The organism is Ensifer sp. ZNC0028, from assembly GCF_000799055.1.
Taxonomy (GTDB): Bacteria; Pseudomonadota; Alphaproteobacteria; order Rhizobiales; family Rhizobiaceae; genus Ensifer.
The window spans coordinates 1-20,412 of record NZ_JTLA01000161.1; the positions used below are offsets into that span (position 1 = coordinate 1).

A 20,412-nucleotide genomic window follows, 5' to 3' on the forward strand; every position below is an offset into this window, starting at 1 on the left:
AAAAGGCGGGCCGCATCGATAAAGATGCGGCCCGATCCTCCTGAGATGAAACTCGGCGCTTCCCGCCTTTACGCGCTTCTTCTCGTGCAAGCGCTTTCCACGGCCCTGCCCGCCTTCGCCGGCGATGGCCTTTTGACCGAACGCTCCGATCTCGGCGACAAGGACCGCAAGCGCGTGCAGGCGGTGACCCGGCCTGCGACCGATTTCTCCAAGGCGGAAACCTTCGAGGCCATGTCCGGGGGTGCTGCGACCTCGATCGCGCCCGTCAATGCCGACAGTTTTTCGCAGTTTTCGGCCAACCTCACCTTCCAAGAGGAAGAGGGCTTCAAGCTCGGCAACGCGCTCTTTCGCAAGCTTTGGGTTTCCTCCCCCTCCTCCACCCAGGCCTCCGACGGGCTCGGCCCGCTCTACAACGCCCGCGCCTGCCAGAGCTGTCACCTGAAGGACGGGCGCGGCCGGCCGCCGGAGGGTGCCGTCGATACGACCTCGATGTTCTTCCGCCTGGCGCGGCCGCCCCGCGACGACGAGGAACGCCGGCTGATTGCGGCGCACGAAGTGGTGAACTTCGGCGACCCTGTTTATGGCGCCCAGCTTCAGGACAGCGCCGTGCCCGGCCTTGCTGCCGAAGGCCATCTGAAGGTCAGCTACACCGAAGAGCCCTTCACCTTTCCTGACGGCGAAACCGCGTCTCTGCGCCGGCCCAGCTATTCCGTCGCCGACCTTGCCTACGGACCGCTCGATCCGGCAACGACGCTCTCGCCGCGCGTGGCGCAGCCGATGATCGGCCTCGGCCTGATCGAGGCGATCCATGAGGCGGATATTCTGGCGAACGCCGACCCCGACGATAGGGATGGTGACGGCATCAGCGGCCGGCCGGCGCTGACGCGGGATGCCAAGACCGGCAAGCTGATGCTCGGCCGCTTCGGCTGGAAGGCGCAGAACGCCACCGTCCGGCAGCAGAGCGCCGATGCCTTCGCCACCGATATCGGCATCTCGTCTCCCGACGCCGACCGGCCGCACGGCGATTGCACCGCAGCCCAGAAAAAATGCCTGACCATGCCGACCGGCGAGCAGGCGCGCCTCGGCCCCACAGAGGCGCCCGACCCGGTGCTCAACCTCGTGACCTTCTACTCGGAGAACCTCGCCGTGCCGGCGCGGCGCAAGGCGAGCTTTGCCGAAACGCTCCGCGGCAAGAAGGTCTTTTACGATCTCGGCTGCACCAGTTGCCACACGCCGAAATTCGTCACCCGACGCGATGCGGTGGGCAAGGCGCAGTCCTTCCAGCTGATCTGGCCCTATTCCGATTTCCTGCTGCACGACATGGGCGAGGGTCTTGCCGACGGGCAGCAGGTGGGTGTGGCTACCGGCCGCGAGTGGCGCACGCCGCCGCTTTGGGGCATCGGCTTGACGAAGACCGTCAGTGGGCACACTTTCCTGCTGCACGACGGACGCGCCCGCAATTTCACCGAAGCGATCCTCTGGCACGGCGGCGAAGGGCAGAAGGCCCGTGATGCCTTTGCCGCCCTTGCCGCAGGCGATCGCCGCGATCTCCTTGCCTTCCTGGAGTCACTCTGATGCCCCGCACGCATACGCTTACTCTCGCTTTTGCCCTGACGCTGGCGGCCGTTTTCCCCGCAGTGGCCCAGGAAGGAAGCGCGCTCTCGCCGCGCGTCGTCAACGAGGCGGCCGTGCCTGCGGTCATGGCCAAGGCCGTCGACGACTTCATCATCCCCGGCTACCGCAACCTCACGGAAAAGACCGCCGCCGCTACAAATGCCACGGCCAAGCTCTGCGCGGCGCCGTCGCAGGCGACGGTCGATGGCGCTCGCGCTGCGTTTTCCGAGGTGGTCGGCGCCTGGTCGGCGATCGAGGTGGTGAGGCTTGGTCCGGCGCTTGAGCAGAACCGGTTCGAGCGGTTCCTGTTCTACCCCGACCGCAAGAGCACGGGCTTGAAGCAGGTGCAGGCGATCGTCTCGAAGAAGGACGAAAGCGCTGCGGACGAAGCCAGGCTCAAGGGCAAGAGCGTCGCAGCGCAAGGCCTCGGCGCGCTCGAATACGTGCTCTACGGCACGGGCGCCGAGACGCTTCTGAACAAGGACGGCGATTTCCGCTGCCGCTACGGCCTGGCGATCACCAAGAACCTCGACACCATCGCCAACGAGTTCCTGGCCGCGTGGCAAAAGCCCGACGGTATTCAGGCGGCCTGGAAACATCCGGGGCCCGACAATCCTGAGTTCCGCGAAAACCGCGAGGCGGCAACCGAACTGCTCGGCATTCTCGTCCATGGCGTCGAGACGGTGAAGGACCAGCGGCTGAAACCGTTCTACGAGGGCAAGGACGACAAGGGACATCCGAAGCTCGCGATCTACTGGCGCTCCGGCAACACCATGCCGTCGATCGCCGCGAACGTTCGGGGGCTGAAGACCCTGTTCGACGTGGCCGACATGCAGAGCCTGCTGCCGGAAGACAGCCGCTCGGTCGCGGGTTCGGCCGACTTCGTCTTCAAGTCGGTGATCAGCATGGCCGGCAATGTCGACGGGCCGATCGACGCCGCCCTTGTCGACAAAGACAAACGCAGCAAGCTCGCCTTCCTGTCGCTCAACGTCAACGACCTGCTCAACCGCCTGAACAACGATTTCGGCGGCGCGATCGGGCTTGGCGCCGGCTTCTCCTTTGCCGACGGCGACTGAGGAAAATGCGCGCGGTTTTCCGCCCGCATCCCGTTCAAACCCAGAGTGTTGACAATCACGGCTTTTGGGCGCAAAGCCCTTCCCGTGTCCGCTCTCGCGGGCACGTTTCACCACAAGGACCAACTCCCAATGAACCCCGACAGTCGAAGTCGAGCCTTCCCGCTCACGGCCGTCCGGTCCTGATTGATCAGGGCTTCAGGCGGTCGGATGACTCGCCCTATGGAGCCCAATATGCTGCGCATCTACAAAAGCCAGAACAGCCACCTCGTGCTTGTCGACATGATCGACGGCATCGCCCTGCCGACGCCGGCAATCTGGTACGACCTCTACAATCCATCGACCGAGGAAACGCGGCTCGTCGAAGGCCAACTCGGCATCGAGATCCCAACCCGCGACGAGATGCAGGAGATCGAGCTTTCCGACCGGCTCTACCAGGAGGCTGGCGCCGAATTCATGACGATGACGGCAGCGGCCAAGCTCGACAGCGATTATCCGGTCAAGGTGCCAGTGACCTTCATTCTCAAGGGCACGACGCTGGTTACCGTGCGCCACGCGGACCCGAAGCCGTTCCAGAATTTTTCCAACCGCATTCAGAAGGCCAACGGCCAGATCTGCGAGAGCGGCGAACTGGTGATGCTCGGGCTGCTTGAGGCGATCATCGACCGTACGGCGGATGCGCTGGAGCGCGCCGGCAGCGAGGTCGACGGAATTTCGCGGGATGTGTTCCGCAAGACCAATGCCAGCGCCACCAAGAAGACGCGCGACCTGCAATCGCTGATCGAGCAGATCGGCCAGAAGGGCGATCTCTTGACGGTCATCCGCGAAAGCCTGGTCAGCATCGGCCGGCTGGTTGCCTATCACGTGGCGCTCGAAGGCATGGGGCCGCGCAAGGCGGGCAAGGAAAGCCGGCAGCGGATCAAGCTGATCCAGCGGGACGCGACGTCGCTCGGCGACCACGCGCTGTTTTTGTCGAACAAGATCAATTTCCTGCTCGACGCAACGCTTGGCCTCATCAATCTCGAGCAGAACCAGATCATCAAGATCTTCTCGGTTGCCGCCGTCGTCTTCCTGCCGCCGACGCTGGTCGCCTCGATCTACGGCATGAACTTCGGGGTGATGCCGGAACTGCAGTGGGAATTCGGCTACCCTGCGGCACTGATGCTGATGGTGATCTCGGCGATCGTGCCCTATTTCTACTTCAAGCGCCGGGGATGGCTCTGAGCGCGCAACCTGCTGCATCGCGGCCCTGAGCGGGAGCTCCGCCCAGGGCTTGCAGATTTCCACGACGAGCGAGGATGGCATGACAGCCGCCACGGGCCTGATCGACCGGCGCAGTTTCCTGAAGATGGCGGGCGCTGCCTGGATGGCGAGCCTCGCGCCTGAGCGAGCATTCGCCCTGACCCGGGCGGATGCCGTCTTCGCCTCGGCCTTCATGGCACCGGATGGCAGCTATGGCGTTGCGACGCTGACGGAAACCGGCGAGATCATCGACCGCACGGCGCTGCCGGCCCGAGCCCACGGCATGGCCTATTCGCCGGTCAGCCGCCGCGCCGTCGCCTTTGCCCGCAGACCCGGCACCTATGCGATGATCCTTGCGACCGACGGCACGGCCGAGCCGATCGTGATTGCCGCAGCCGACGGCCGGCATTTCTACGGCCACGGCTGCTTCTCAGGAGACGGCAAGCTGCTCTATGCCACCGAGAACGACTTTGCCGCCAACCGCGGCATGGTCGGTATCTATGACGGCAGCGATAACTTCGCTCGCATAGGCGAATTCCCGACCTATGGCATCGGCCCGCACGACATGACGCTGAGCGCCAGCGGGAAGCTGCTGGCGATCGCCAATGGCGGCATCGAGACCCATCCGGATTTCGGCCGCACCAAGCTCAATCTCGACCACATGCAGCCGAGCCTGACCCTGGTCGATACCACGACCGGCGCGCTGGTGCAGAAGCACGGTCTGCCGGATGATCTCAGCCGTCTTTCAACACGCCATGTCGACATCGGTCCGAAGGGCGAAATCTGGTTTGCCTGCCAATACGAAGGCGCGCGCAACGATCTGCCGCCGCTCGTCGGCTCGTTTTCCCAGGGAGAGGACCTGAAGTTCCTGTCGCTGCCCGAGCGCACGACCGAAGCGCTGGCGAATTATGTCGGCGCCATTGCCGTCAACCGGAACGAGGGACTGATCGGGCTGACGTCTCCGAAGGGCGGCGTGGCGGTGACGCTCGACGCACGAACCGGCGCGGTGCTGAAGGAAGAGCGCGTCGTCGATGCGGCGGGGGTCGCCAGCGCCGATCACGGCTTTGCCGTTTCCTCCTATGACGGCCACTTCAAGGCCAACAAGAGCCGCGTGGCCTGGGACCAGCACATCGTGCGGCTGGTTTAGCGCCAAAGCGATCTCAGGCCGAAAAGCGGCCGTCGCCCGAGAGCTTTGCCAGATCGTTCCAGCGATAGGCGGTCTGGTCATGGTTTTCGCCACCGAGGCTCACCTGTCCCTGGCCGACGGCAACGGCGCCGAGGCGCTCGTAGAAACCCCGGCTCGGGTTGCTGGAAAGCACCCAGGCAAAGAGCGACTTTCCGCCCAACTCCCGGCAGTGGCCGGCGACGCTGCGCACCAGTGCCGAGCCGATGCCGGCCCCCTGGAACTCCTTGAGGATATAGAGCGCATAGAGCTCCCGGTCGAACCGCGGCGGCATCGAGCGCGCCTTGCCGTAATTGGCAAAGCCGATCACCCTGTTCGTGCTCATGTCGACCGCAACCAGATGGAACACATCGGCGATGCGCATGCGCCTTGCGTGACGCAGCGCCTGTTCCTCGATGCTCATGCCGTCGAGAAAGGCATCGGAAATCAGCCCGCGGAACGTCGATCGCCAGGTTTCGACGATGACGGAGGCGATCATCATGATGTCATCCGGGCCGGCCGGGCGGATGTCGATGCGTCTGAAGCTCTTCATGGCGATGATATAGGTGACACATCACGGCTTCAAAACGGCAAGGCCGCTGGAAAGCGTCAAAGTTTGTTCTATCTGTCGAAGCCATGAACAGACCGATCGTTTACGCAATCTTCATCGCCGCCGTTCTCGGCCTCGGCCTTCTCATCGGCTACAACAACATCCCCGGCGAATGGTACCAGTCGCTGGCAAAACCCGCCTTCAATCCGCCGAACTGGGTCTTCGCGCCGGTCTGGTCGATCCTCTACGTGATGATCGGCATCGCCGGTGCAAGGATCTTTCTCGACCATCGCCGTACCGCCGCCATGCGCCTGTGGCTGGCGCAAATGATCCTCAATTTCCTCTGGTCGCCACTGTTCTTCGGCATGCAGGATATCTCGTCGGCGTTGATCGTCATCCTTGCGCTCGTGATCGCGGTCGCCGGCTTCGTCATCGCAAGCTGGCAAAGAGACCGTCTTTCGGCCCTGCTGTTCCTCCCCTATCTCGCCTGGGTTGCGTTTGCGACCGCACTCAACAGCGCGATTTTGCTCATGAATTGAACTTGTCGGACCTTCATGAGCGTGCCACTGTCCGCCCAGCATAATGATGCCGCGCGACACAAAAGGCCCATGGACTGATGGACGACCGTGATCCCCCCGATTTCCGAAACCGCATCCGCAACAGTTTTGCGCGGCAGGCGGCGATGCGCACGATCGGCGCCGAACTGACACTGGTCGAGCAGGGCACGGTCGAAATCGAGCTGCCCTTCGACGACAAGCTGACGCAGCAGCATGGCTTCCTGCACGCCGGCGTGATCTCCGCAGCGCTGGATTCGGCCGGCACCTATGCGGCCTATTCAGTGATCGACCCGGATGCCTCGATCCTGACGATCGAATTCAAGGTCAACCTGCTTTCGCCCGGACGCGGCGAGCGGTTCCTGTTCCGCGGCGAGGTGACCAAGCCCGGCTCGACGATCATCGTTTCCGACGGCCGCGGCTATGCGATCCGCTCCGACGGACCGGCGAAGCTGATCGCCTCTATGACCGGAACGATGATGGTGGTGCGCGGACGCGAAGGGATCGAAGGATGAGTTTTGCCGTCAAGGACGTTGCCGGACGCAAGGTGCTCTACGTCATGGCCGTGGATGCCGAATACGGTCCGCACCTGAAAGACCGGATCAAGCCGTTGATGACCGGCGTCGGCCCGGTCGAGGCGGCCGTCGTGTTGACGCGCACGCTTGGTGAACTTTCGGCCGAGCGGGCCCTGCCCAATCTCGTCGTTTCCCTCGGTTCGGCGGGTGCGGCCAAGCTCGAACAGACGGAAGTCTACCAGGCGGTTTCCGTCGGCTACCGCGACATGGACGCCTCGCCGCTCGGCTTCGAGAAGGGGAGAACGCCGTTTCTCGACCTTCCGGCCGTGGTGCCGCTGCAACTGCGCATCCCCGGCGTGCCCGAGGCGCGGCTTTCGACTGGCGCCAACATCGTTTCGGGCGCTGCCTATGATGGGATCGACGCCGACATGGTGGAGATGGAGACCTTCGCGGTCTTACGCGCCTGCCAGTCCTTCGGAATTCCCCTGATTGCGCTTCGCGGCATTTCCGATGGCAAGGCCGAACTGAAGCATGTCAACGACTGGACGGAGTATCTTCACGTCATCGACGAGAAGCTTGCAAGCGTGATCGACCGGTTGGAGAATGCGGTCTTGAGTGGCGCGATCCCACTCTAAAACCCCGGAATTGTCCGGGTGCAATTGAATCGTTGCGTCGATGGCGGGCTTTCATTAAAGGCTCGCCATGATCAAGCTTGTTTGAAGGCACCCAATGACCCAGACAGCCCATCCCGACACCGTCCTTATCGTCGACTTCGGCAGCCAGGTGACGCAGCTCATCGCCCGACGCGTCCGCGAATCCGGTGTCTATTGCGAAATCGTGCCGTTCCAGTCGGCCGAAGAAGGTTTTCAGCGACTGAAGCCGAAGGCCGTCATCCTCTCCGGTAGCCCGGCCTCGACGCTCGATATCGGCTCGCCGCGTGCGCCCTCGGTGATCTTCGATTCCGGCCTGCCGGTGTTCGGCATCTGCTATGGCCAGCAAACCATCTGCGCCCAGCTCGGCGGCAAGGTCGAGAGCGGCCATCACCGCGAATTCGGCCGCGCCTTCCTCGAAGTCGAGAAGGACTGCCCGCTGTTTGAAGGCCTCTGGTCGGTCGGCTCGCGCCACCAGGTCTGGATGTCGCACGGCGACCGCGTCACCGCGATCCCCGAAGGCTTCGAGGTCGTCGCGACCTCCGCCAACGCGCCCTTCGCCTTCATCGCCGACGAAAAGCGCAAATACTACGCCGTGCAGTTCCATCCGGAAGTGGTGCACACGCCCGACGGCGCCAAGCTGATTTCCAACTTCGTGCACAAGATTGCCGGCATCAAGGGCGACTGGTCGATGTCGGCCTACCGAGCCAAGGCAGTCGAGGCGATCCGCAAGCAGGTTGGCGACAAGAAGGTCATCTGCGCGCTCTCGGGCGGCGTCGACAGCTCGGTTGCGGCGCTCCTGATCCATGAGGCTGTCGGCGACCAGCTGACCTGCATCCTCGTCGACCATGGCCTGATGCGCAAGGACGAGGCGAAGAACGTCGTCGCGATGTTCGAGGAGCACTACAACCTGCACCTCCTGCACGTCGACGCATCCGACCGCTTCATCGGCGAACTGGAAGGCCAGAGCGATCCCGAGACCAAACGCAAGATCATCGGCCGCCTGTTCATCGAAGTGTTCGAAGAAGAGGCAAAGAAGCTCGGCGGCGCCGACTTCCTCGCTCAGGGCACCCTCTATCCCGACGTCATCGAAAGCGTTTCCTTCACCGGCGGCCCGTCGGTGACGATCAAGTCGCACCACAATGTCGGCGGCCTGCCCGAACGCATGAACATGCAGCTCGTCGAGCCGCTGCGCGAACTGTTCAAGGACGAAGTGCGCGTGCTCGGCCGCGAGCTCGGCCTGCCCGACAGCTTCATCGGCCGCCACCCCTTCCCGGGTCCGGGCCTTGCCATCCGTTGCCCGGGCGGCATCAGCCGCGAGAAGCTCGAGATTCTCCGCGAAGCGGATGCGATCTATCTCGACGAGATCCGCAAGGCCGGCCTCTACGATGCCATCTGGCAGGCATTTGCCGTACTTCTGCCGGTGCAGACCGTCGGCGTCATGGGCGATGGCCGCACCTACGAGTTCGTCTGCGCACTGCGCGCCGTCACCTCGGTCGACGGCATGACGGCGGACTTCTATCACTACGACATGGAATTCCTCGGCCGCGCGGCGACGCGCATCATCAACGAGGTCCGTGGCATCAACCGCGTCGTCTACGACGTCACCTCGAAGCCGCCGGGCACGATCGAGTGGGAGTAAACGCGAGGACGCATCTGCTGCGTCGGCGATAGAAAATGTTAGAGGGCGTGCTTCGGCGCGCCCTTTTTGCTTCCCGGAAGAGTGGCGGCCCGGATGCAGCGTTACTTCACCGCGTCGCGCATGCCATCGCGCAGTTTCCGGACCCGTTCGTTCAAGTCGATCATTTCCGGTACCGTGAAGCCGGAATTTTCCAGGAGCGCATCGGTCAGGCAACCGGTCTTCACGTGCAGGCTGCGTCCTTTCGCGGTGAGATGGACCTCGACCTGCCGCTCGTCCGTGACGCTGCGATGCCGACCCAGGAAGCCGGCGGCTTCGAGGCGCTTCACGGCCGGCGTGATGGTGCTCGATTCCAGACCCAGCCGATCGGCGATCGCCGAGATCGTCAGTCCATCCCTCTCCCAAAGCGTGCTCAGGACGAGATACTGCGTATAGGTCACACCGAGCGCATCGAGCATCGGCTTGTAGACGCGGTTGATGGCGATCGACGCCGAGTAGATCGAGAAACAGAGCTGGCTGTCGAGCGGCAGCGTTGTCGGGTCGTCGGGCATTCCAGCCTCCTTGCGGCGCTTGCGGCCGTTCGCCGCGAAAATAGATATCGCGATAATTAATATCTTTACAAGAAAACCGAGTCGCCGTATACGATGATTATCGCGATAATCAATGTCGCGAAAATAACTCACCGAAGGAGATCCGAAATGCTCAAGTCCCTGATCACCGCCGCCGCTTTCGCCCTCTCCGCAAGCGCGCTGACACCGGCCCACGCAGCCCCCGCCACCAAGAATGTCGTACTCGTTCACGGCGCCTTTGCCGACGGCTCCGGCTGGCAGGGCGTCTACAACCTCCTGAAGAAGGACGGCTACAACGTCACCATCGTCCAGAATCCGACTGTGACGCTTGCTGGCGACGTTGCGGCCACCAAACGTGCGATCGCCGCGCAGGACGGACCGGTCGTGCTCGTCGGCCACTCCTATGGCGGCGTGGTCGTTTCGGAAGCCGGCACCGACGAGAAGGTGAAGTCGGTGGTCTACATCGCCGCCTTTGCGCCGGATAAGGGCGAGTCCGTTTCCTCGCTCATTGCCAACCCGCCGGCCGGCGCGGCCGTTCCGCCGATCCTGCCGCCGGTCGATGGCTTCCTCTCGCTCGACAAGCAAAAGTTCGCTGCTGCCTTCGCGGCCGATGTCGATCCTGAGCTTGCGGCCTTCATGGCCGACTCCCAGGTACCGTGGGGCATTGAAGCGACAACCGGCGCCGTCACCGCCCCGGCGTGGAAGGAAAAGCCGAGCTTCTACCTGGTCGCGACCGACGACCACATGATCCCGCCGGCCGCCCAGCGCCAGATGGCAAAGCGGGCGGGTTCCACCGTGGTCGAGACATCCGGCAGCCACGCCATCTACGTCTCCAAGCCCGAGGCGGTGGCCGCGATCATCGAGAAGGCCGCGCAGGCGAGCGAATAAGCGGCCTCAACGGACAGCGACAGAAATGGGGGCGAAGTGCGAAGCTTCGCCCTTTCGCTTGTCTCCAGGGTCAGCCTAACGACCAATCCGCGCGGAACCCTGCTCCACCGTCGCCATCATTGGTTAGAACTTCTGACCACGTCATCCTCGATTGGCCGCTCGATCGAGCGGATCGCCTTTTCTATCCTCCGTCTCATCAACTCAGGGGCATCAGCACCCGAGCCAATCAGAAACGTACCTCTCGAAAGGCGATATCCATGGAGAATGTTCAGGGAAAAGTCGTGGCCATCACCGGCGCAAGCAGCGGCATCGGCGAAGCCGCCGCCAAGAGGCTGGCTGCAGCCGGCGCCAAGGTGGTGATCGGTGCACGCCGAGCCGACCGGCTGGAGCGCATCGCCGACGAAATCGCCGCTGCCGGCGGCGAGGTCCGCTTTCGCGTGCTCGACGTTACCGACCGCGACGACGTTGCCGCCTTCGCCCGCTTTGCCCAGGCCGAATTCGGCCGCCTCGATGTCATTGTCAACAATGCCGGCGTGATGCCGCTGTCGCCGCTGGCCGCGCTCAAGATCGACGAGTGGGACCGCATGGTCGATGTGAACATCAAGGGCGTGCTCTACGGCATTGCCGCGGCCCTGCCGATCATGAGTGCGCAAGGATCCGGGCAGATCATCAACATCTCCTCGATCGGTGGCCATTCGGTGTCGCCGACGGCCGCCGTCTATTGCGCCACCAAGTACGCCGTCCGGGCGATCTCGGACGGCCTGAGGCAGGAGACCGATCGCATCCGCGTTACCGTCATCTCGCCCGGAACAACGACCTCCGAGCTCGCCGATACGATCAGCGACCCCAGCGCGCGCGAGGCGATGAAGGAATGGCGGGCCGTCTGCATCAGTCCCGACGCCGTTGCATCGTCGATCACCTACGCCATCGGCCAGCCCGACGATGTCGACGTCAGCGAGATCATCGTGCGCCCGACGGCGAGCTCGCATTAATCAATAGCATTGACTAATCAATTAGTATCCGCTATTCATTTATTCATGATGATCGAAACCGCCCCCGTCACCGCCGTCATGCGCGCCCTTGCCGATCCGACCCGGCGCGCCGTGTTCGAGCGCATCGCCAATGCCGAGGAGATCACCGTCGTCGAACTGACGCGCGGCAGCGGCGTGACGCAGGGCGCGATATCGCAGCACCTCAAATCGCTGAAGCAGGCGGGCCTCGTCGCCGAGCGTCCGGAGGGCCGCAACGTCTACTACCGCGCCGAGCCCGAGGGCCTGGCGCCGCTCGTCGACTGGATGAGCCACTACGGCAGCTTCTGGCGCGACCGCTTCGCCAATCTGCGCACCCTTCTCAAGGAGATCGATCCATGACCGACGCAGCAGCCTTGAAACTCGAGACCCAGGATATCGTCGTCGACGAGGTCTTTCCGCATACGCCTGAGACGATCTGGAGGACGCTGACCAACGGTGAATTGATGGGCCGCTGGATCATGCAGCCGGCGGGCTTCCAACCGGTGGAAGGCACCCATTTCACTTTCCAGACGACGCCGGCCGGCGCGTGGGATGGCACCATCCGTTGCCAGGTGTTGGAAGTGCGCCCGCATGAGCGTTTCGTCTACTCCTGGAAAGGCGGCGATGAGGGCAATAGCGGCTACGGCTCGCGCCTCGATACGGTCGTCACCTGGACGCTGACGAAGGTCGACAACGGCACCCGCCTCCGGCTCGTTCATTCCGGCTTCGTCACGCCGAAGAACGACAGCGCCTATGCCAACATGAGCAATGGCTGGCCGAAGGTCCTGTCGCGCCTTGGCACCGTTACCGACGAACAGCAGTGAAGCCCAGGCGGATCGCCACGGCGATCCGGCACCGTACCCACCTCGATAGGCAAAGCGTTCGATCGGCGCGCCCCTGTGTGGCCGCGCGCCGGCTTTGCCGTGCCCGCAACAGGAGGAATGCATGAGCAAGTCCTATATCGGCGGATGCGCCTGCGGCGCGATCCGCTACGAGATCTCGAGTGAACCGGTCTTTTCCAACGACTGCCAGTGCCGCGACTGCCAGCACGAAAGCGGGACCGGGCACGGATCGCATATGACGTTCCGCCGCGAGGGCGTGAAGCTCGAAGGCCAGGCCTCGCATTGGGACATGGTCGCCGACAGCGGCCATGTGAAGACGCGCGGCTTCTGCCCCACCTGCGGCTCGCCGGTCTACATGACCTTCTCGGCCATGCCGGAGTTCTTCAGCGTTCGCGCGGCAAGCCTCGACGATCCCAACCGCTACAGACCGCAGGCGGTGACCTATGCCGTGCGCGGCCTTGCCTGGGACCGTCTCGATCCGGACCTGCAGAAATTTAGCCGGATGCCGACGGAATAGCGAAGCAAGAACCTCAACCAGGCGAAGTCTTCCCTTATCCACCGGATGTCCTTGGCATTGTCGGCCGGCATCCCCATCTGCCTTTGAGGCCACATGTCGTGGTGCGCGCTCCGGGCAATGGAGGATGCCGTGTCGTCGAACCAATTCGCATTCCATCTCGGTGGTCCCCAGCCGGCTCCGGCAATCGACATCCTCTACTTCGCGCTGCTTCCGGACGAGCCCGCCGTCACGCAGGCGCTGGCAATCGCCGAAAGGGATTTCGCCGACCAGGCGGCGGACGGCTTTATCTATCGGGCCGATCGCCTGCACGTCTCCGTCGACAAGCGCTGGCAGGGCCGCGGCATACCCGACTTCGCGGTCGCGGATGCGCTGCGGCAGGGTGCGCGCATCGACGTACCACCGGTCGAGATCCGGCTCGACAGGCTGGTCAGCAACGGCAATGGCCGTGACCGGCCGCGCGCCCTGACGACGCGCGACGCCGCGCCGGGCTTCAGCGCGCTGGTCCGGCAGATCGGGGCACTCAAACGCCCGCTCGCGGCAATCCCCCATATGACGCTCTACCGGAACGATCGGGTCGCGCCGGAGATCCGCGTTTCAGAACCGGTCTCCTGGGTGGCGCGCGAACTCGTTCTGATCCATGCGCGCAAGGGGACGGGCTCCGCGAAGATCCTCGCCCGCTGGCCGCTGCTGCCGGCGCGCTAAAGCGCTAGCGGTGCCATGACCTGCCTTTGGCGGCTTACGGGTTGCCGCAGCCAAAGGCAGGTCACCGCGAGACAGCATCGAGCGGCAGCGGCTCGAAATGCCGACTGCCGGGACGGCCTTAGATCAGGAATGCTTCAATTGCGTGTTGCAGATGCTGTAGTAGCCGCCACCCTTCTTGATCCAGGTGAGGCCGTTCAATGAATTGTTCGCCTTGTCGGCGTTGTACTGGTCGAGGCATGTGTGCATGCGCGCCTTGCCGGCGGTTTCCGTAGAGTATTTCGCATCGACCTTGCTCGGGAAGACCACGCCCTTCGGCGCCTTGGCCGTCGTCGCGGCCGGTTCGGGCGCACTTTCCGTGTTGCTGGCAGTGGGCTCTTCATTGGTCATGGCGGTCGGCTTGGCGGCAGCTTCCGTGCCACACTGGGCTTTTCGGAAATCGTTCCACTTCATGCCATTGAGCGAACCGGCAGCCTGCGCCGACTTATACTTCGCGCTGCACTCGCTCATGCTCAGAGCGTGTGCACCGGATGAAAAAAAGAAGGGAGAAAGCGAGAGAACGGTGAGGGCTGCAATGCGGGTGATTTTCATGGAAATTCCCCTTTGCCAGAGGCATCAAACGCCCAAGAGGCTCCTGAACGCCAGCCTCGCAACGAGAATCTGCCGCGTTTGTGACCGGATGATGGAAATTGCACCGGGCCGAAGGTAGCCGGGCAATCACGCCTTGGTGATGTGGCGGCCCGGCTTCGACGAGAAGCCGGGCCCTATGCCGGCGGGATGAAGGGCTGGCTGATGGCCTGGAACACCGGAAGCGCTTCAAGCATGTCTGCATGCGCCTGCAGCCGCCGATAGCGCCCCATCGTGACCAGATCGGGATGCACCTCCTTGAGGAAGCGCAACACGGCCGCAACGGCAATATCCGCATGGCCGATGCGCTCGCCGAACCAGTAGGCGCCCGTGCCTTCCGCGCGGCTCGTTTCGAGCACTTGAAGCGTCTCTTCGATCTGGCGACGGCAGCGGTCGACCCAGAGCGCCGAGACCGCGCCGTGCAGCCGCTTCTCGTAGAAAAGGCTGACTGCCTTGTCGCCGAGACCGGTCGCAAGCGTGGCGATCCTCAGCGCCCGATGGCGCGCCGGTTCCGTCCGCGGGAACAGGACCCGGTCGTCGGAGACGAGACTGTCGAGATAATCGAGGATGATATGGCTGTCGGCAAGCACCGTCCCATCGTCCAGCACCAGCGTCGGCACGCGCGTCAACGGATTGTAGGCGCGAAGCTCGTCGGCATTGCCGAAGGACGACCACGGACGGTGTTCGAACGGAATGTCGTAGAGGCTGAGCGCGATGCCCACGCGTCGCACGAAGGGGGAGTCGTATTGGCCGATGAGGATCATCTTGCGGTTTCCTGCCTTTGGTGACGGTTCAAGGAACAATAGGCCGGCCCTCCATGTCAAAGGCAAAGCGCCATCGGCGCAACCCGAAATCGCACCCCTGTTTTAGCGACTTGCGGAGCGCCGCCGGAATGCCGATAAGCGCCATCAGCATACGATACGGGAGGAGCCCATGGACGTTTCCGAAATCATCATCGCCGGCGATACGCCCGGCATCGAATGGCGCCTGCCGGTCTTCCGTTTCAAGGGCAGGACAGCCGCCGCACCCAAGACCTACATCCAGGCTGCGTTGCACGCCAACGAGCTGCCGGGCACTGCCCTTGCGCATTTCCTGCTGCAGCGGCTGCAGCAGGCGGAGAAGGACGGCGCCATCCTCGGCGACATCACCGTCGTACCCCAGGCAAACCCGATCGGAGCCGCGCAGTCGCATTTCGGCGAGTTGCAGGGCCGCTTCGAACTGGGATCGCGCACCAATTTCAACCGAGATTTCCCGTTGATTGCGCTCGGCGACCGTGACCGGCTGATCGACGATCTCGACCGTTACTCCGCAACGGACCGGCTGAAACGGCAGCTGCTGCATATGGCGCTCGGCGCCGACCTGATGCTGGATCTTCATTGCGACGACGAGGCGCTGCAATACGCCTATATCGACGACGCCTTCTGGCCGGAAGCCGGCGACCTCGCCTCGGCCCTCGACATGGAAGCGGTGTTCCTTTCGGACGGCGAAAGCTCCGCCTTCGAAGAGGCTGTCGCCTATGCCTGGAAATATGAAACCGGGCAGAAGAAGACGCGCCTGCCGGGACGCCTCTCGGTGACGGTCGAGCTTCGCGGCACGCGCGACGTCTATCCGGAACTTGCCCGCAAGGATGCCGAAGGCGTCTTCCGCTTCCTCGTCGCCCGCGGCGTCGTGACCGGTGCCGAAGAAACGATCGCACCCTTCGCCGGCATCGTCGCGCCGCTCGACAACATCGAAATGATCCGGGCGCCTGAGGCCGGCGCCATCCTGTTCCACCGGGATATCGGCGAGAGCGTGAAGGCCGGCGACCTGCTCGCAACGATCCTTACGCGCCCCGGCCAGGCGGATGGTGCCCTCGAAGTTCGCGCGCCGCAGGACGGGCTGATCGTCACCCGCGTCTCGACGCGCCTTGCGCGCCGGCGCTCGGACCTGATGAAGATCGCATGCGCTGCGCCGTCGAGCGCCGTGCGCAAACCTGGGTCGCTCGAAGCCTAGGACGCCATTGAATGTTCAAGCGGCCGTCACGCCCCCGTGGCGGCCGTCATCTTTGGGCTGTCGAGCAGAATGGTCGAGCGCAACGTCTTGATTTCGGCGATCTGCTCGAATTCGCTCCAGAGCAGGCGCTTGTAATCGGCGACGTCGCGCACCGCGATCTTCAGGAGAAAATCGAAATCGCCGGCGACCGTGTGGCATTCCACCACCTCCGGCATGCGCGACACCAGCTCGATGAAGCGCTGGCCGACCTTGCTTGCGGTGCGCTCCAGCGTCACCTCGACAAAGGCCTGGAAGCCGATGCCCGCTGCCTTCGGATCGACGACCACCGTCTGGCGGATGACGCCGGCCGCATAGAGCCGGGCAAGGCGGCGCGACAGCGGCGCCGGCGAAAGGCCGACCCGCGCCGCAAGCGCGTTGTTGCTGAGCGATGCATCCTCCACCAGCAGGCGGATGATCCGCCGGTCGATCTGATCCAATTCCATCGCTACCTTTTCAACCATCCTCGGCCCCTAGCGCGCAAATCAGCAAATCAATTGCAGAGTTTTGCGCAAATAGCACGCTGTCGATATTGTCGCCGTGGCAAATATCGCATCGATTTTGCGCTTGCGCTGACTTAAGAAGAAAGCCGCAGGGCAGCCGGAGGAACGGCGGCCGGCAGGCTTTCTCGACCGATATCGCATCGCTGCCACTCAAGGGGGAATTTCCGGCATGTTCGACGCTCTGACCCGCCAACCCGATGATCCGTTGCTGGCCCTGATCGGGCTTTACCGCAAGGACGAGCGCCCCGGAAAGGTCGATCTCGGCGTCGGCGTCTACCGCGACGAAACCGGCCATACGCCGATCTTCCGCGCCGTCAAGGCCGCGGAGAAGCGCCTGCTCGAAACGCAGGACAGCAAGTCCTATGTCGGCCCCGAGGGCGACCTCGTCTTCCTCGACCATCTCTGGACGCTGGTCGGTGGCGACACGATCGATCGCAGCCATATCGCCGGCGTGCAGACGCCGGGCGGCTCCGGCGCTCTACGGCTCGCGGCCGACCTCATCCACCAGATGGGCGGCAAGCGCATCTGGATCGGGCTCCCGAGCTGGCCGAACCATGCCAGCATCTTCAAGACGGCAGGCCTTGAGCCCGCCGGTTACCCGTTCTTCGACGTGCCGACGCAGACCGTGCTCTTCGACAACATGATGACGGCACTCCAGGGTGCTGCAGCCGGCGATGCCGTGCTGTTGCATGCGAGCTGCCACAACCCGACCGGGGGCGTCATCACGCAAGCGCAGTGGATGGAGCTTGCCGCCGTCATCGCCGAGCGCGGCCTGCTGCCGCTCGTCGACCTCGCCTATCAGGGCTTCGGCCGCGGCCTCGACGAGGATGTCGCCGGGCTCCGCCACCTGATCGGCGTCGTGCCGGAAGCGCTGGTTGCCGTTTCCTGCTCCAAGTCCTTCGGGCTTTATCGCGAGCGCGCCGGCGCGATCTTCGCGGTGACGGCCTCGTCGTCTTCGGCCGATACGGTCCGCTCCAACCTCGCCGGCCTCGCCCGCACCAGCTACTCGATGCCGCCGGATCACGGTGCTGCCATCGTGCGGATGATCCTTTCCGACGCCGAGCTCAAGCGGGACTGGCAGGAAGAACTCGAAACCATGCGGCTGCGCATCACCAACATCCGCCGCGCGCTCGCCGAAGGCCTGCGCGATCGCTGGCAGGCGCTCGGCGCCGTCGCCAGCCAGGAAGGCATGTTCTCGCTGCTGCCGCTCGCCGAGGCCGACGTCATGCGGCTTCGGAACGAGCATGGCATCTACATGCCCGGTTCCGGCCGCATCAACATTGCCGGCCTGAAGACGGCCGAAGTCGGCGGCGTCATCGCCAACTTCAAGAACCTCTGAGGACCATGATGGCCGAGCGCAGCATCGACGCGACAGAAACCCCGGCCGAACGCCATCGCCTCTACGAGGATGCGCTGGCGATCCTGACGGGCACGCTGATCATGTCGCTCGGCATCATCATTTACAGCAAGGCGATGCTGCTCACGGGCAGCACGTCGGGCCTGGCGCTGCTGCTGCAATATGCGACCGGCGCCGAGTTCTGGCTGGTCTTTTCGCTTGTCAACCTGCCGTTCTACGTCCTGGCGGTCAAACGCCTCGGCTGGATGTTTGCGCTGCGCACCTTCATCGCCGTCAGCCTCGTTTCGCTGTTTTCCCGGCTGACCGCCGGCTGGGTGGAGATCGCCCGGCTCGACCCGATCTATGCGGCGATTGTCGGCGGCGGGCTGATGGGCATGGGCCTGTTGATCCTCTTTCGCCATCGCACCGGGCTTGGCGGCATCAACATCGTCGCAATCTATCTCCAGGAACGGTTCGGCATCCGCGCCGGCTATTTCCAGCTGGCAGTCGATCTCGCCATTCTGGCGGCCGCCTTCCTCGTGCTGCCGCCGTCGAACCTGGTGCTTTCGGTGATCGGCGCGGCGGTCGTCAACATGACGCTGGCGATCAATCACAAGCCGGGGCGCTATGTCGGCGTGACCTGACGCAAGGTCTCGGTCTTCCCTCCCGCGCATCGGGCAGTTATCACTCCTGCCACGCTTTGAAATTGCGCGATTCCCGGCGTTCGGGAATTGCTCGCTGCGGCTGGAGCATGGGCATGACGGTTACGATTTACGGCATCAAGAACTGCGACACGATGAAGAAGGCGCGCACCTGGCTCGACGGCCGGGGCGTCGCCTATCGCTTCCACGACTACAAGGCCGAGGGCATCGACCGCCCGCATCTGGAGCGCTGGTGCAAGGAAGCCGGGTGGGAAACGGTGCTGAACCGCGCCGGCACGACCTTCCGCAAGCTCGACGAGGCCGACAGGCAGGACCTCGACGAACAGAAGGCAATCGCGCTGATGCTCGCCCAGCCCTCGATGATCAAGCGCCCGGTGCTCGAAGCCGACGGCAATCTCCTGGTCGGCTTCAAGCCGGACCTCTACGAGGCGGTGCTCGCCAAAGCCTGATCCCATTCGGAGCGACGACGATGTCGAAGACCACGCGCGCCACGCAGATGCTTTCGAAGGCCGGCGTCGCCTTCAGCGTGCACAGCTATGACTACGATCCCAATGCGGAGCGCGTCGGCCTCCAGGCGGCCGAGGCGCTTGGCGAGGATCCATGCCGGGTGCTGAAGACGCTGATGGCTGAGGTCGACGGCAAGCCGGTCTGCTGCGTCGTGCCCTCCGATCGTGAGGTCAGCATGAAGAAGCTCGCCGCCGCCTTCGGCGGCAAGTCGGCGGCGATGATGAAACCGGCGGATGCCGAGCGGCTGACCGGCTACCATGTCGGCGGCATCAGCCCGTTCGGACAGAAGAAGCTGGTACCGACGGCGATCGAGGAGGCAGCACTTGCCGAAGCGCAGGTCTACATCAATGGCGGGCAGCGCGGCCTGCAGGTGCGGCTCGCACCGCGCGACGCCCAGTCCGCGCTAAAGGCGATCGCTGCACCGCTCATCGCCTGAAACAGCCGCCATCAAAACATCACAGATGCCTAATACGTGCCGAATAGCCGGGGCAAAAACTGTGCAGCAATCGCAGGCACACCCGCGCACGAACGGCGTCGGGTCTGTCTCATGGCATCTGCAAGATTTCTCACCGCGAAGCGTCTGCTGAAACGCCTCGCCGTCGCCGTCGTCGCACTCGTCGCGGGCCTGGTTATCTATCTCGTCGGTCTTCAGTGGACCGGCAATTTCCATACGCTCGTGGCCGGTGAGGTCTACCGTTCGGCACAGCCGACGCCGGAGGCGATCGCTGCCTATTCCAAGGCCTACGGCATCCGCACCATTCTCAACCTGCGCGGCGAAAGGCCGAGCGAGCGCTGGTATCGCGAAGAGGTTGCCGCCGCAGAGCGCAACGGTATCCGGCTCATAAACTTCCCCATGTCCGCTTCGGCCGAGATCGACCGCAAGGAAACCGACGTACTGATGGCGATCCTCCGGGACGCACCGAAGCCGCTTCTGATCCACTGCAAGGCCGGCGCCGACCGCACCGGGCTCGTCTCGACGATCTACCTGCAGCAGATCGCAGGAGTCGATGAGGAAACGGCCGAGTGGCAGCTTTCGCCACTCTATGGACACGTGGCCATTCCCTATCTCTCCGGCACCTTCGCCATGGACGAGACCTGGGAAGCCCTCGAGAAGTCGTTCGGACTGAGCAGTTAAAGGCCGCTGCTGCGGAAATCGGCGGGTGACCGTCCGCGGACGCGGCCCCTCATCCGGCCTGCCGGCCACCTTCTCCCCGCAGGCGGGGCG

Annotated in this window: 26 protein-coding genes; 20 read left to right on the forward strand and 6 right to left on the reverse strand. The window is 63.9% G+C overall.

Translation table 11 applies throughout. The features are described 5' to 3' along the window. Positions 1-24 precede the first annotated feature (24 nt). The 4 genes from L981_RS30750 to L981_RS30765 all read left to right on the forward strand — a co-directional run bounded on the left by L981_RS30750 (position 25) and on the right by L981_RS30765 (position 5,076). The gene (locus L981_RS30750; RefSeq protein WP_043625890.1) at positions 25-1,575 is read left to right on the forward strand and encodes a di-heme oxidoredictase family protein; all 1,551 of its coding nucleotides are present in this window, start codon (positions 25-27) and stop codon (positions 1,573-1,575) included. Continuing rightward, on the forward strand, positions 1,575-2,690 hold the full coding sequence (locus L981_RS30755; protein WP_043625829.1) for an imelysin family protein: 1,116 nt from the start codon (positions 1,575-1,577) through the stop codon (positions 2,688-2,690). Before L981_RS30750 ends, L981_RS30755 begins: the two co-directional genes overlap by 1 nt. Positions 2,691-2,921: 231 nt before the next feature. Next, a complete protein-coding gene (locus L981_RS30760; RefSeq protein ID WP_043625893.1) occupies positions 2,922-3,911 on the forward strand; it encodes a magnesium transporter CorA family protein in 990 nt (329 codons plus the stop codon). A 79-nt stretch (positions 3,912-3,990) separates the two neighbouring features. Further along, on the forward strand, positions 3,991-5,076 hold the full coding sequence (locus L981_RS30765; RefSeq protein WP_043625833.1) for a DUF1513 domain-containing protein: 1,086 nt from the start codon (positions 3,991-3,993) through the stop codon (positions 5,074-5,076). A 13-nt stretch (positions 5,077-5,089) separates the two neighbouring features. Here the strand turns inward: L981_RS30765 and L981_RS30770 are convergent, their stop codons facing one another. Then, the gene (locus L981_RS30770) at positions 5,090-5,644 is read right to left on the reverse strand and encodes a GNAT family N-acetyltransferase (RefSeq protein ID WP_043625836.1); all 555 of its coding nucleotides are present in this window, start codon (positions 5,642-5,644) and stop codon (positions 5,090-5,092) included. A gap of 83 nt (positions 5,645-5,727) precedes the next feature. Between L981_RS30770 and L981_RS30775 the strand changes: the two genes are divergently transcribed. From L981_RS30775 to guaA, 4 genes are all read left to right on the forward strand, one after another. Further along, complete coding sequence (locus tag L981_RS30775; RefSeq protein ID WP_043625839.1) at positions 5,728-6,180, forward strand: TspO/MBR family protein; 453 nt, start codon at positions 5,728-5,730, stop codon at positions 6,178-6,180. 77 nt (positions 6,181-6,257) lie between these two features. Beyond that, positions 6,258-6,710 carry a PaaI family thioesterase gene (locus L981_RS30780; RefSeq protein WP_043625842.1) on the forward strand — a complete coding sequence of 151 codons (453 nt, stop codon included), beginning with the start codon at positions 6,258-6,260 and terminating at the stop codon, positions 6,708-6,710. Then, a complete protein-coding gene (locus L981_RS30785) occupies positions 6,707-7,345 on the forward strand; it encodes a 5'-methylthioadenosine/S-adenosylhomocysteine nucleosidase (protein WP_043625845.1) in 639 nt (212 codons plus the stop codon). The genes L981_RS30780 and L981_RS30785 overlap by 4 nt, the downstream gene beginning before the upstream one ends. 94 nt (positions 7,346-7,439) lie before the next feature. After that, positions 7,440-9,002 (forward strand): glutamine-hydrolyzing GMP synthase, encoded by a 1,563-nt coding sequence (gene guaA, locus L981_RS30790; RefSeq protein WP_043625848.1) that lies wholly within the window; start codon positions 7,440-7,442, stop codon positions 9,000-9,002. A 101-nt stretch (positions 9,003-9,103) separates the two neighbouring features. On the opposite strand, the gene L981_RS30795 is transcribed toward guaA, so the two are convergent. Then, positions 9,104-9,550 (reverse strand): MarR family winged helix-turn-helix transcriptional regulator, encoded by a 447-nt coding sequence (locus tag L981_RS30795; protein WP_043625851.1) that lies wholly within the window; start codon positions 9,548-9,550, stop codon positions 9,104-9,106. A gap of 147 nt (positions 9,551-9,697) precedes the next feature. On the opposite strand from L981_RS30795, the gene L981_RS30800 reads away from it, so the two are divergent. The 6 genes from L981_RS30800 (at position 9,698) to L981_RS30825 (ending at position 13,527) form a co-directional block, all read left to right on the forward strand. Further along, positions 9,698-10,456 carry an alpha/beta fold hydrolase gene (locus tag L981_RS30800; RefSeq protein ID WP_043625854.1) on the forward strand — a complete coding sequence of 253 codons (759 nt, stop codon included), beginning with the start codon at positions 9,698-9,700 and terminating at the stop codon, positions 10,454-10,456. A gap of 257 nt (positions 10,457-10,713) precedes the next feature. Further along, positions 10,714-11,448, forward strand: a complete 735-nt coding sequence (locus L981_RS30805) for an SDR family oxidoreductase (RefSeq protein WP_043625857.1) — start codon at positions 10,714-10,716, stop codon at positions 11,446-11,448. Positions 11,449-11,496: 48 nt separating this feature from the next. After that, positions 11,497-11,826: a helix-turn-helix transcriptional regulator gene (locus L981_RS30810; protein ID WP_043625896.1), complete on the forward strand. Its 330-nt coding sequence runs from the start codon at positions 11,497-11,499 to the stop codon at positions 11,824-11,826. Then, the gene (locus tag L981_RS30815; protein WP_043625859.1) at positions 11,823-12,290 is read left to right on the forward strand and encodes an SRPBCC domain-containing protein; all 468 of its coding nucleotides are present in this window, start codon (positions 11,823-11,825) and stop codon (positions 12,288-12,290) included. Before L981_RS30810 ends, L981_RS30815 begins: the two co-directional genes overlap by 4 nt. A gap of 121 nt (positions 12,291-12,411) precedes the next feature. Next, the gene (locus tag L981_RS30820; RefSeq protein ID WP_043625861.1) at positions 12,412-12,825 is read left to right on the forward strand and encodes a GFA family protein; all 414 of its coding nucleotides are present in this window, start codon (positions 12,412-12,414) and stop codon (positions 12,823-12,825) included. Positions 12,826-12,954: 129 nt separating this feature from the next. Beyond that, positions 12,955-13,527: a 2'-5' RNA ligase family protein gene (locus L981_RS30825; protein ID WP_156134300.1), complete on the forward strand. Its 573-nt coding sequence runs from the start codon at positions 12,955-12,957 to the stop codon at positions 13,525-13,527. Between the two features lie 123 nt (positions 13,528-13,650). On the opposite strand, the gene L981_RS30830 is transcribed toward L981_RS30825, so the two are convergent. Both L981_RS30830 and L981_RS30835 read right to left on the reverse strand, forming a co-directional pair. Then, on the reverse strand, positions 13,651-14,115 hold the full coding sequence (locus tag L981_RS30830) for a hypothetical protein (protein WP_043625866.1): 465 nt from the start codon (positions 14,113-14,115) through the stop codon (positions 13,651-13,653). 173 nt (positions 14,116-14,288) lie between these two features. Beyond that, on the reverse strand, positions 14,289-14,915 hold the full coding sequence (locus L981_RS30835) for a glutathione S-transferase family protein (RefSeq protein ID WP_043625869.1): 627 nt from the start codon (positions 14,913-14,915) through the stop codon (positions 14,289-14,291). A gap of 169 nt (positions 14,916-15,084) precedes the next feature. Between L981_RS30835 and L981_RS30840 the strand changes: the two genes are divergently transcribed. Then, the gene (locus tag L981_RS30840; protein ID WP_043625872.1) at positions 15,085-16,143 is read left to right on the forward strand and encodes a succinylglutamate desuccinylase/aspartoacylase family protein; all 1,059 of its coding nucleotides are present in this window, start codon (positions 15,085-15,087) and stop codon (positions 16,141-16,143) included. 26 nt (positions 16,144-16,169) lie between these two features. Here the strand turns inward: L981_RS30840 and L981_RS30845 are convergent, their stop codons facing one another. Further along, a complete protein-coding gene (locus L981_RS30845) occupies positions 16,170-16,643 on the reverse strand; it encodes an Lrp/AsnC family transcriptional regulator (protein ID WP_043625875.1) in 474 nt (157 codons plus the stop codon). Beyond that, a complete protein-coding gene (locus tag L981_RS34835; protein WP_156134301.1) occupies positions 16,636-16,836 on the reverse strand; it encodes a hypothetical protein in 201 nt (66 codons plus the stop codon). Before L981_RS34835 ends, L981_RS30845 begins: the two co-directional genes overlap by 8 nt. Positions 16,837-16,851: 15 nt before the next feature. Here L981_RS34835 and tatA point away from each other — a divergent pair, with 15 nt between their 5' ends. The 5 genes from tatA to L981_RS30870 all read left to right on the forward strand — a co-directional run bounded on the left by tatA (position 16,852) and on the right by L981_RS30870 (position 20,322). Further along, positions 16,852-18,021: a tyrosine aminotransferase gene (gene tatA, locus L981_RS30850; RefSeq protein ID WP_043625879.1), complete on the forward strand. Its 1,170-nt coding sequence runs from the start codon at positions 16,852-16,854 to the stop codon at positions 18,019-18,021. A gap of 8 nt (positions 18,022-18,029) precedes the next feature. Continuing rightward, on the forward strand, positions 18,030-18,662 hold the full coding sequence (locus tag L981_RS30855) for a YitT family protein (RefSeq protein WP_156134302.1): 633 nt from the start codon (positions 18,030-18,032) through the stop codon (positions 18,660-18,662). Positions 18,663-18,775: 113 nt separating this feature from the next. Then, positions 18,776-19,129 (forward strand): ArsC family reductase, encoded by a 354-nt coding sequence (locus L981_RS30860; protein WP_043625884.1) that lies wholly within the window; start codon positions 18,776-18,778, stop codon positions 19,127-19,129. A gap of 20 nt (positions 19,130-19,149) precedes the next feature. Next, positions 19,150-19,623, forward strand: coding sequence for a Cys-tRNA(Pro) deacylase (ybaK, locus tag L981_RS30865; RefSeq protein ID WP_043625887.1), 474 nt, complete (start codon positions 19,150-19,152; stop codon positions 19,621-19,623). Between the two features lie 111 nt (positions 19,624-19,734). Then, the gene (locus L981_RS30870; RefSeq protein WP_052202115.1) at positions 19,735-20,322 is read left to right on the forward strand and encodes a dual specificity protein phosphatase family protein; all 588 of its coding nucleotides are present in this window, start codon (positions 19,735-19,737) and stop codon (positions 20,320-20,322) included. Positions 20,323-20,412 lie beyond the last annotated feature (90 nt).

Excerpts from the sequence above, each read along its gene's own strand:
- L981_RS30750 (WP_043625890.1), top strand. The coding sequence starts at position 25 with ATGCGGCCCGATCCTCCTGAGATGAAACTCGGCGCTTCCCGCCTTTAC.
- L981_RS30755 (WP_043625829.1), top strand. The coding sequence starts at position 1,575 with ATGCCCCGCACGCATACGCTTACTCTCGCTTTTGCCCTGACGCTGGCG.
- L981_RS30760 (WP_043625893.1), top strand. The coding sequence starts at position 2,922 with ATGCTGCGCATCTACAAAAGCCAGAACAGCCACCTCGTGCTTGTCGAC.
- L981_RS30765 (WP_043625833.1), top strand. The coding sequence starts at position 3,991 with ATGACAGCCGCCACGGGCCTGATCGACCGGCGCAGTTTCCTGAAGATG.
- L981_RS30770 (WP_043625836.1), bottom strand. The coding sequence starts at position 5,644 with ATGAAGAGCTTCAGACGCATCGACATCCGCCCGGCCGGCCCGGATGAC.
- L981_RS30775 (WP_043625839.1), top strand. The coding sequence starts at position 5,728 with ATGAACAGACCGATCGTTTACGCAATCTTCATCGCCGCCGTTCTCGGC.
- L981_RS30780 (WP_043625842.1), top strand. The coding sequence starts at position 6,258 with ATGGACGACCGTGATCCCCCCGATTTCCGAAACCGCATCCGCAACAGT.
- L981_RS30785 (WP_043625845.1), top strand. The coding sequence starts at position 6,707 with ATGAGTTTTGCCGTCAAGGACGTTGCCGGACGCAAGGTGCTCTACGTC.
- guaA (WP_043625848.1), top strand. The coding sequence starts at position 7,440 with ATGACCCAGACAGCCCATCCCGACACCGTCCTTATCGTCGACTTCGGC.
- L981_RS30795 (WP_043625851.1), bottom strand. The coding sequence starts at position 9,550 with ATGCCCGACGACCCGACAACGCTGCCGCTCGACAGCCAGCTCTGTTTC.
- L981_RS30800 (WP_043625854.1), top strand. The coding sequence starts at position 9,698 with ATGCTCAAGTCCCTGATCACCGCCGCCGCTTTCGCCCTCTCCGCAAGC.
- L981_RS30805 (WP_043625857.1), top strand. The coding sequence starts at position 10,714 with ATGGAGAATGTTCAGGGAAAAGTCGTGGCCATCACCGGCGCAAGCAGC.
- L981_RS30810 (WP_043625896.1), top strand. The coding sequence starts at position 11,497 with ATGATCGAAACCGCCCCCGTCACCGCCGTCATGCGCGCCCTTGCCGAT.
- L981_RS30815 (WP_043625859.1), top strand. The coding sequence starts at position 11,823 with ATGACCGACGCAGCAGCCTTGAAACTCGAGACCCAGGATATCGTCGTC.
- L981_RS30820 (WP_043625861.1), top strand. The coding sequence starts at position 12,412 with ATGAGCAAGTCCTATATCGGCGGATGCGCCTGCGGCGCGATCCGCTAC.
- L981_RS30830 (WP_043625866.1), bottom strand. The coding sequence starts at position 14,115 with ATGAAAATCACCCGCATTGCAGCCCTCACCGTTCTCTCGCTTTCTCCC.
- L981_RS30835 (WP_043625869.1), bottom strand. The coding sequence starts at position 14,915 with ATGATCCTCATCGGCCAATACGACTCCCCCTTCGTGCGACGCGTGGGC.
- L981_RS30840 (WP_043625872.1), top strand. The coding sequence starts at position 15,085 with ATGGACGTTTCCGAAATCATCATCGCCGGCGATACGCCCGGCATCGAA.
- L981_RS30845 (WP_043625875.1), bottom strand. The coding sequence starts at position 16,643 with ATGGTTGAAAAGGTAGCGATGGAATTGGATCAGATCGACCGGCGGATC.
- tatA (WP_043625879.1), top strand. The coding sequence starts at position 16,852 with ATGTTCGACGCTCTGACCCGCCAACCCGATGATCCGTTGCTGGCCCTG.
- L981_RS30855 (WP_156134302.1), top strand. The coding sequence starts at position 18,030 with ATGGCCGAGCGCAGCATCGACGCGACAGAAACCCCGGCCGAACGCCAT.
- L981_RS30860 (WP_043625884.1), top strand. The coding sequence starts at position 18,776 with ATGACGGTTACGATTTACGGCATCAAGAACTGCGACACGATGAAGAAG.
- ybaK (WP_043625887.1), top strand. The coding sequence starts at position 19,150 with ATGTCGAAGACCACGCGCGCCACGCAGATGCTTTCGAAGGCCGGCGTC.
- L981_RS30870 (WP_052202115.1), top strand. The coding sequence starts at position 19,735 with ATGGCATCTGCAAGATTTCTCACCGCGAAGCGTCTGCTGAAACGCCTC.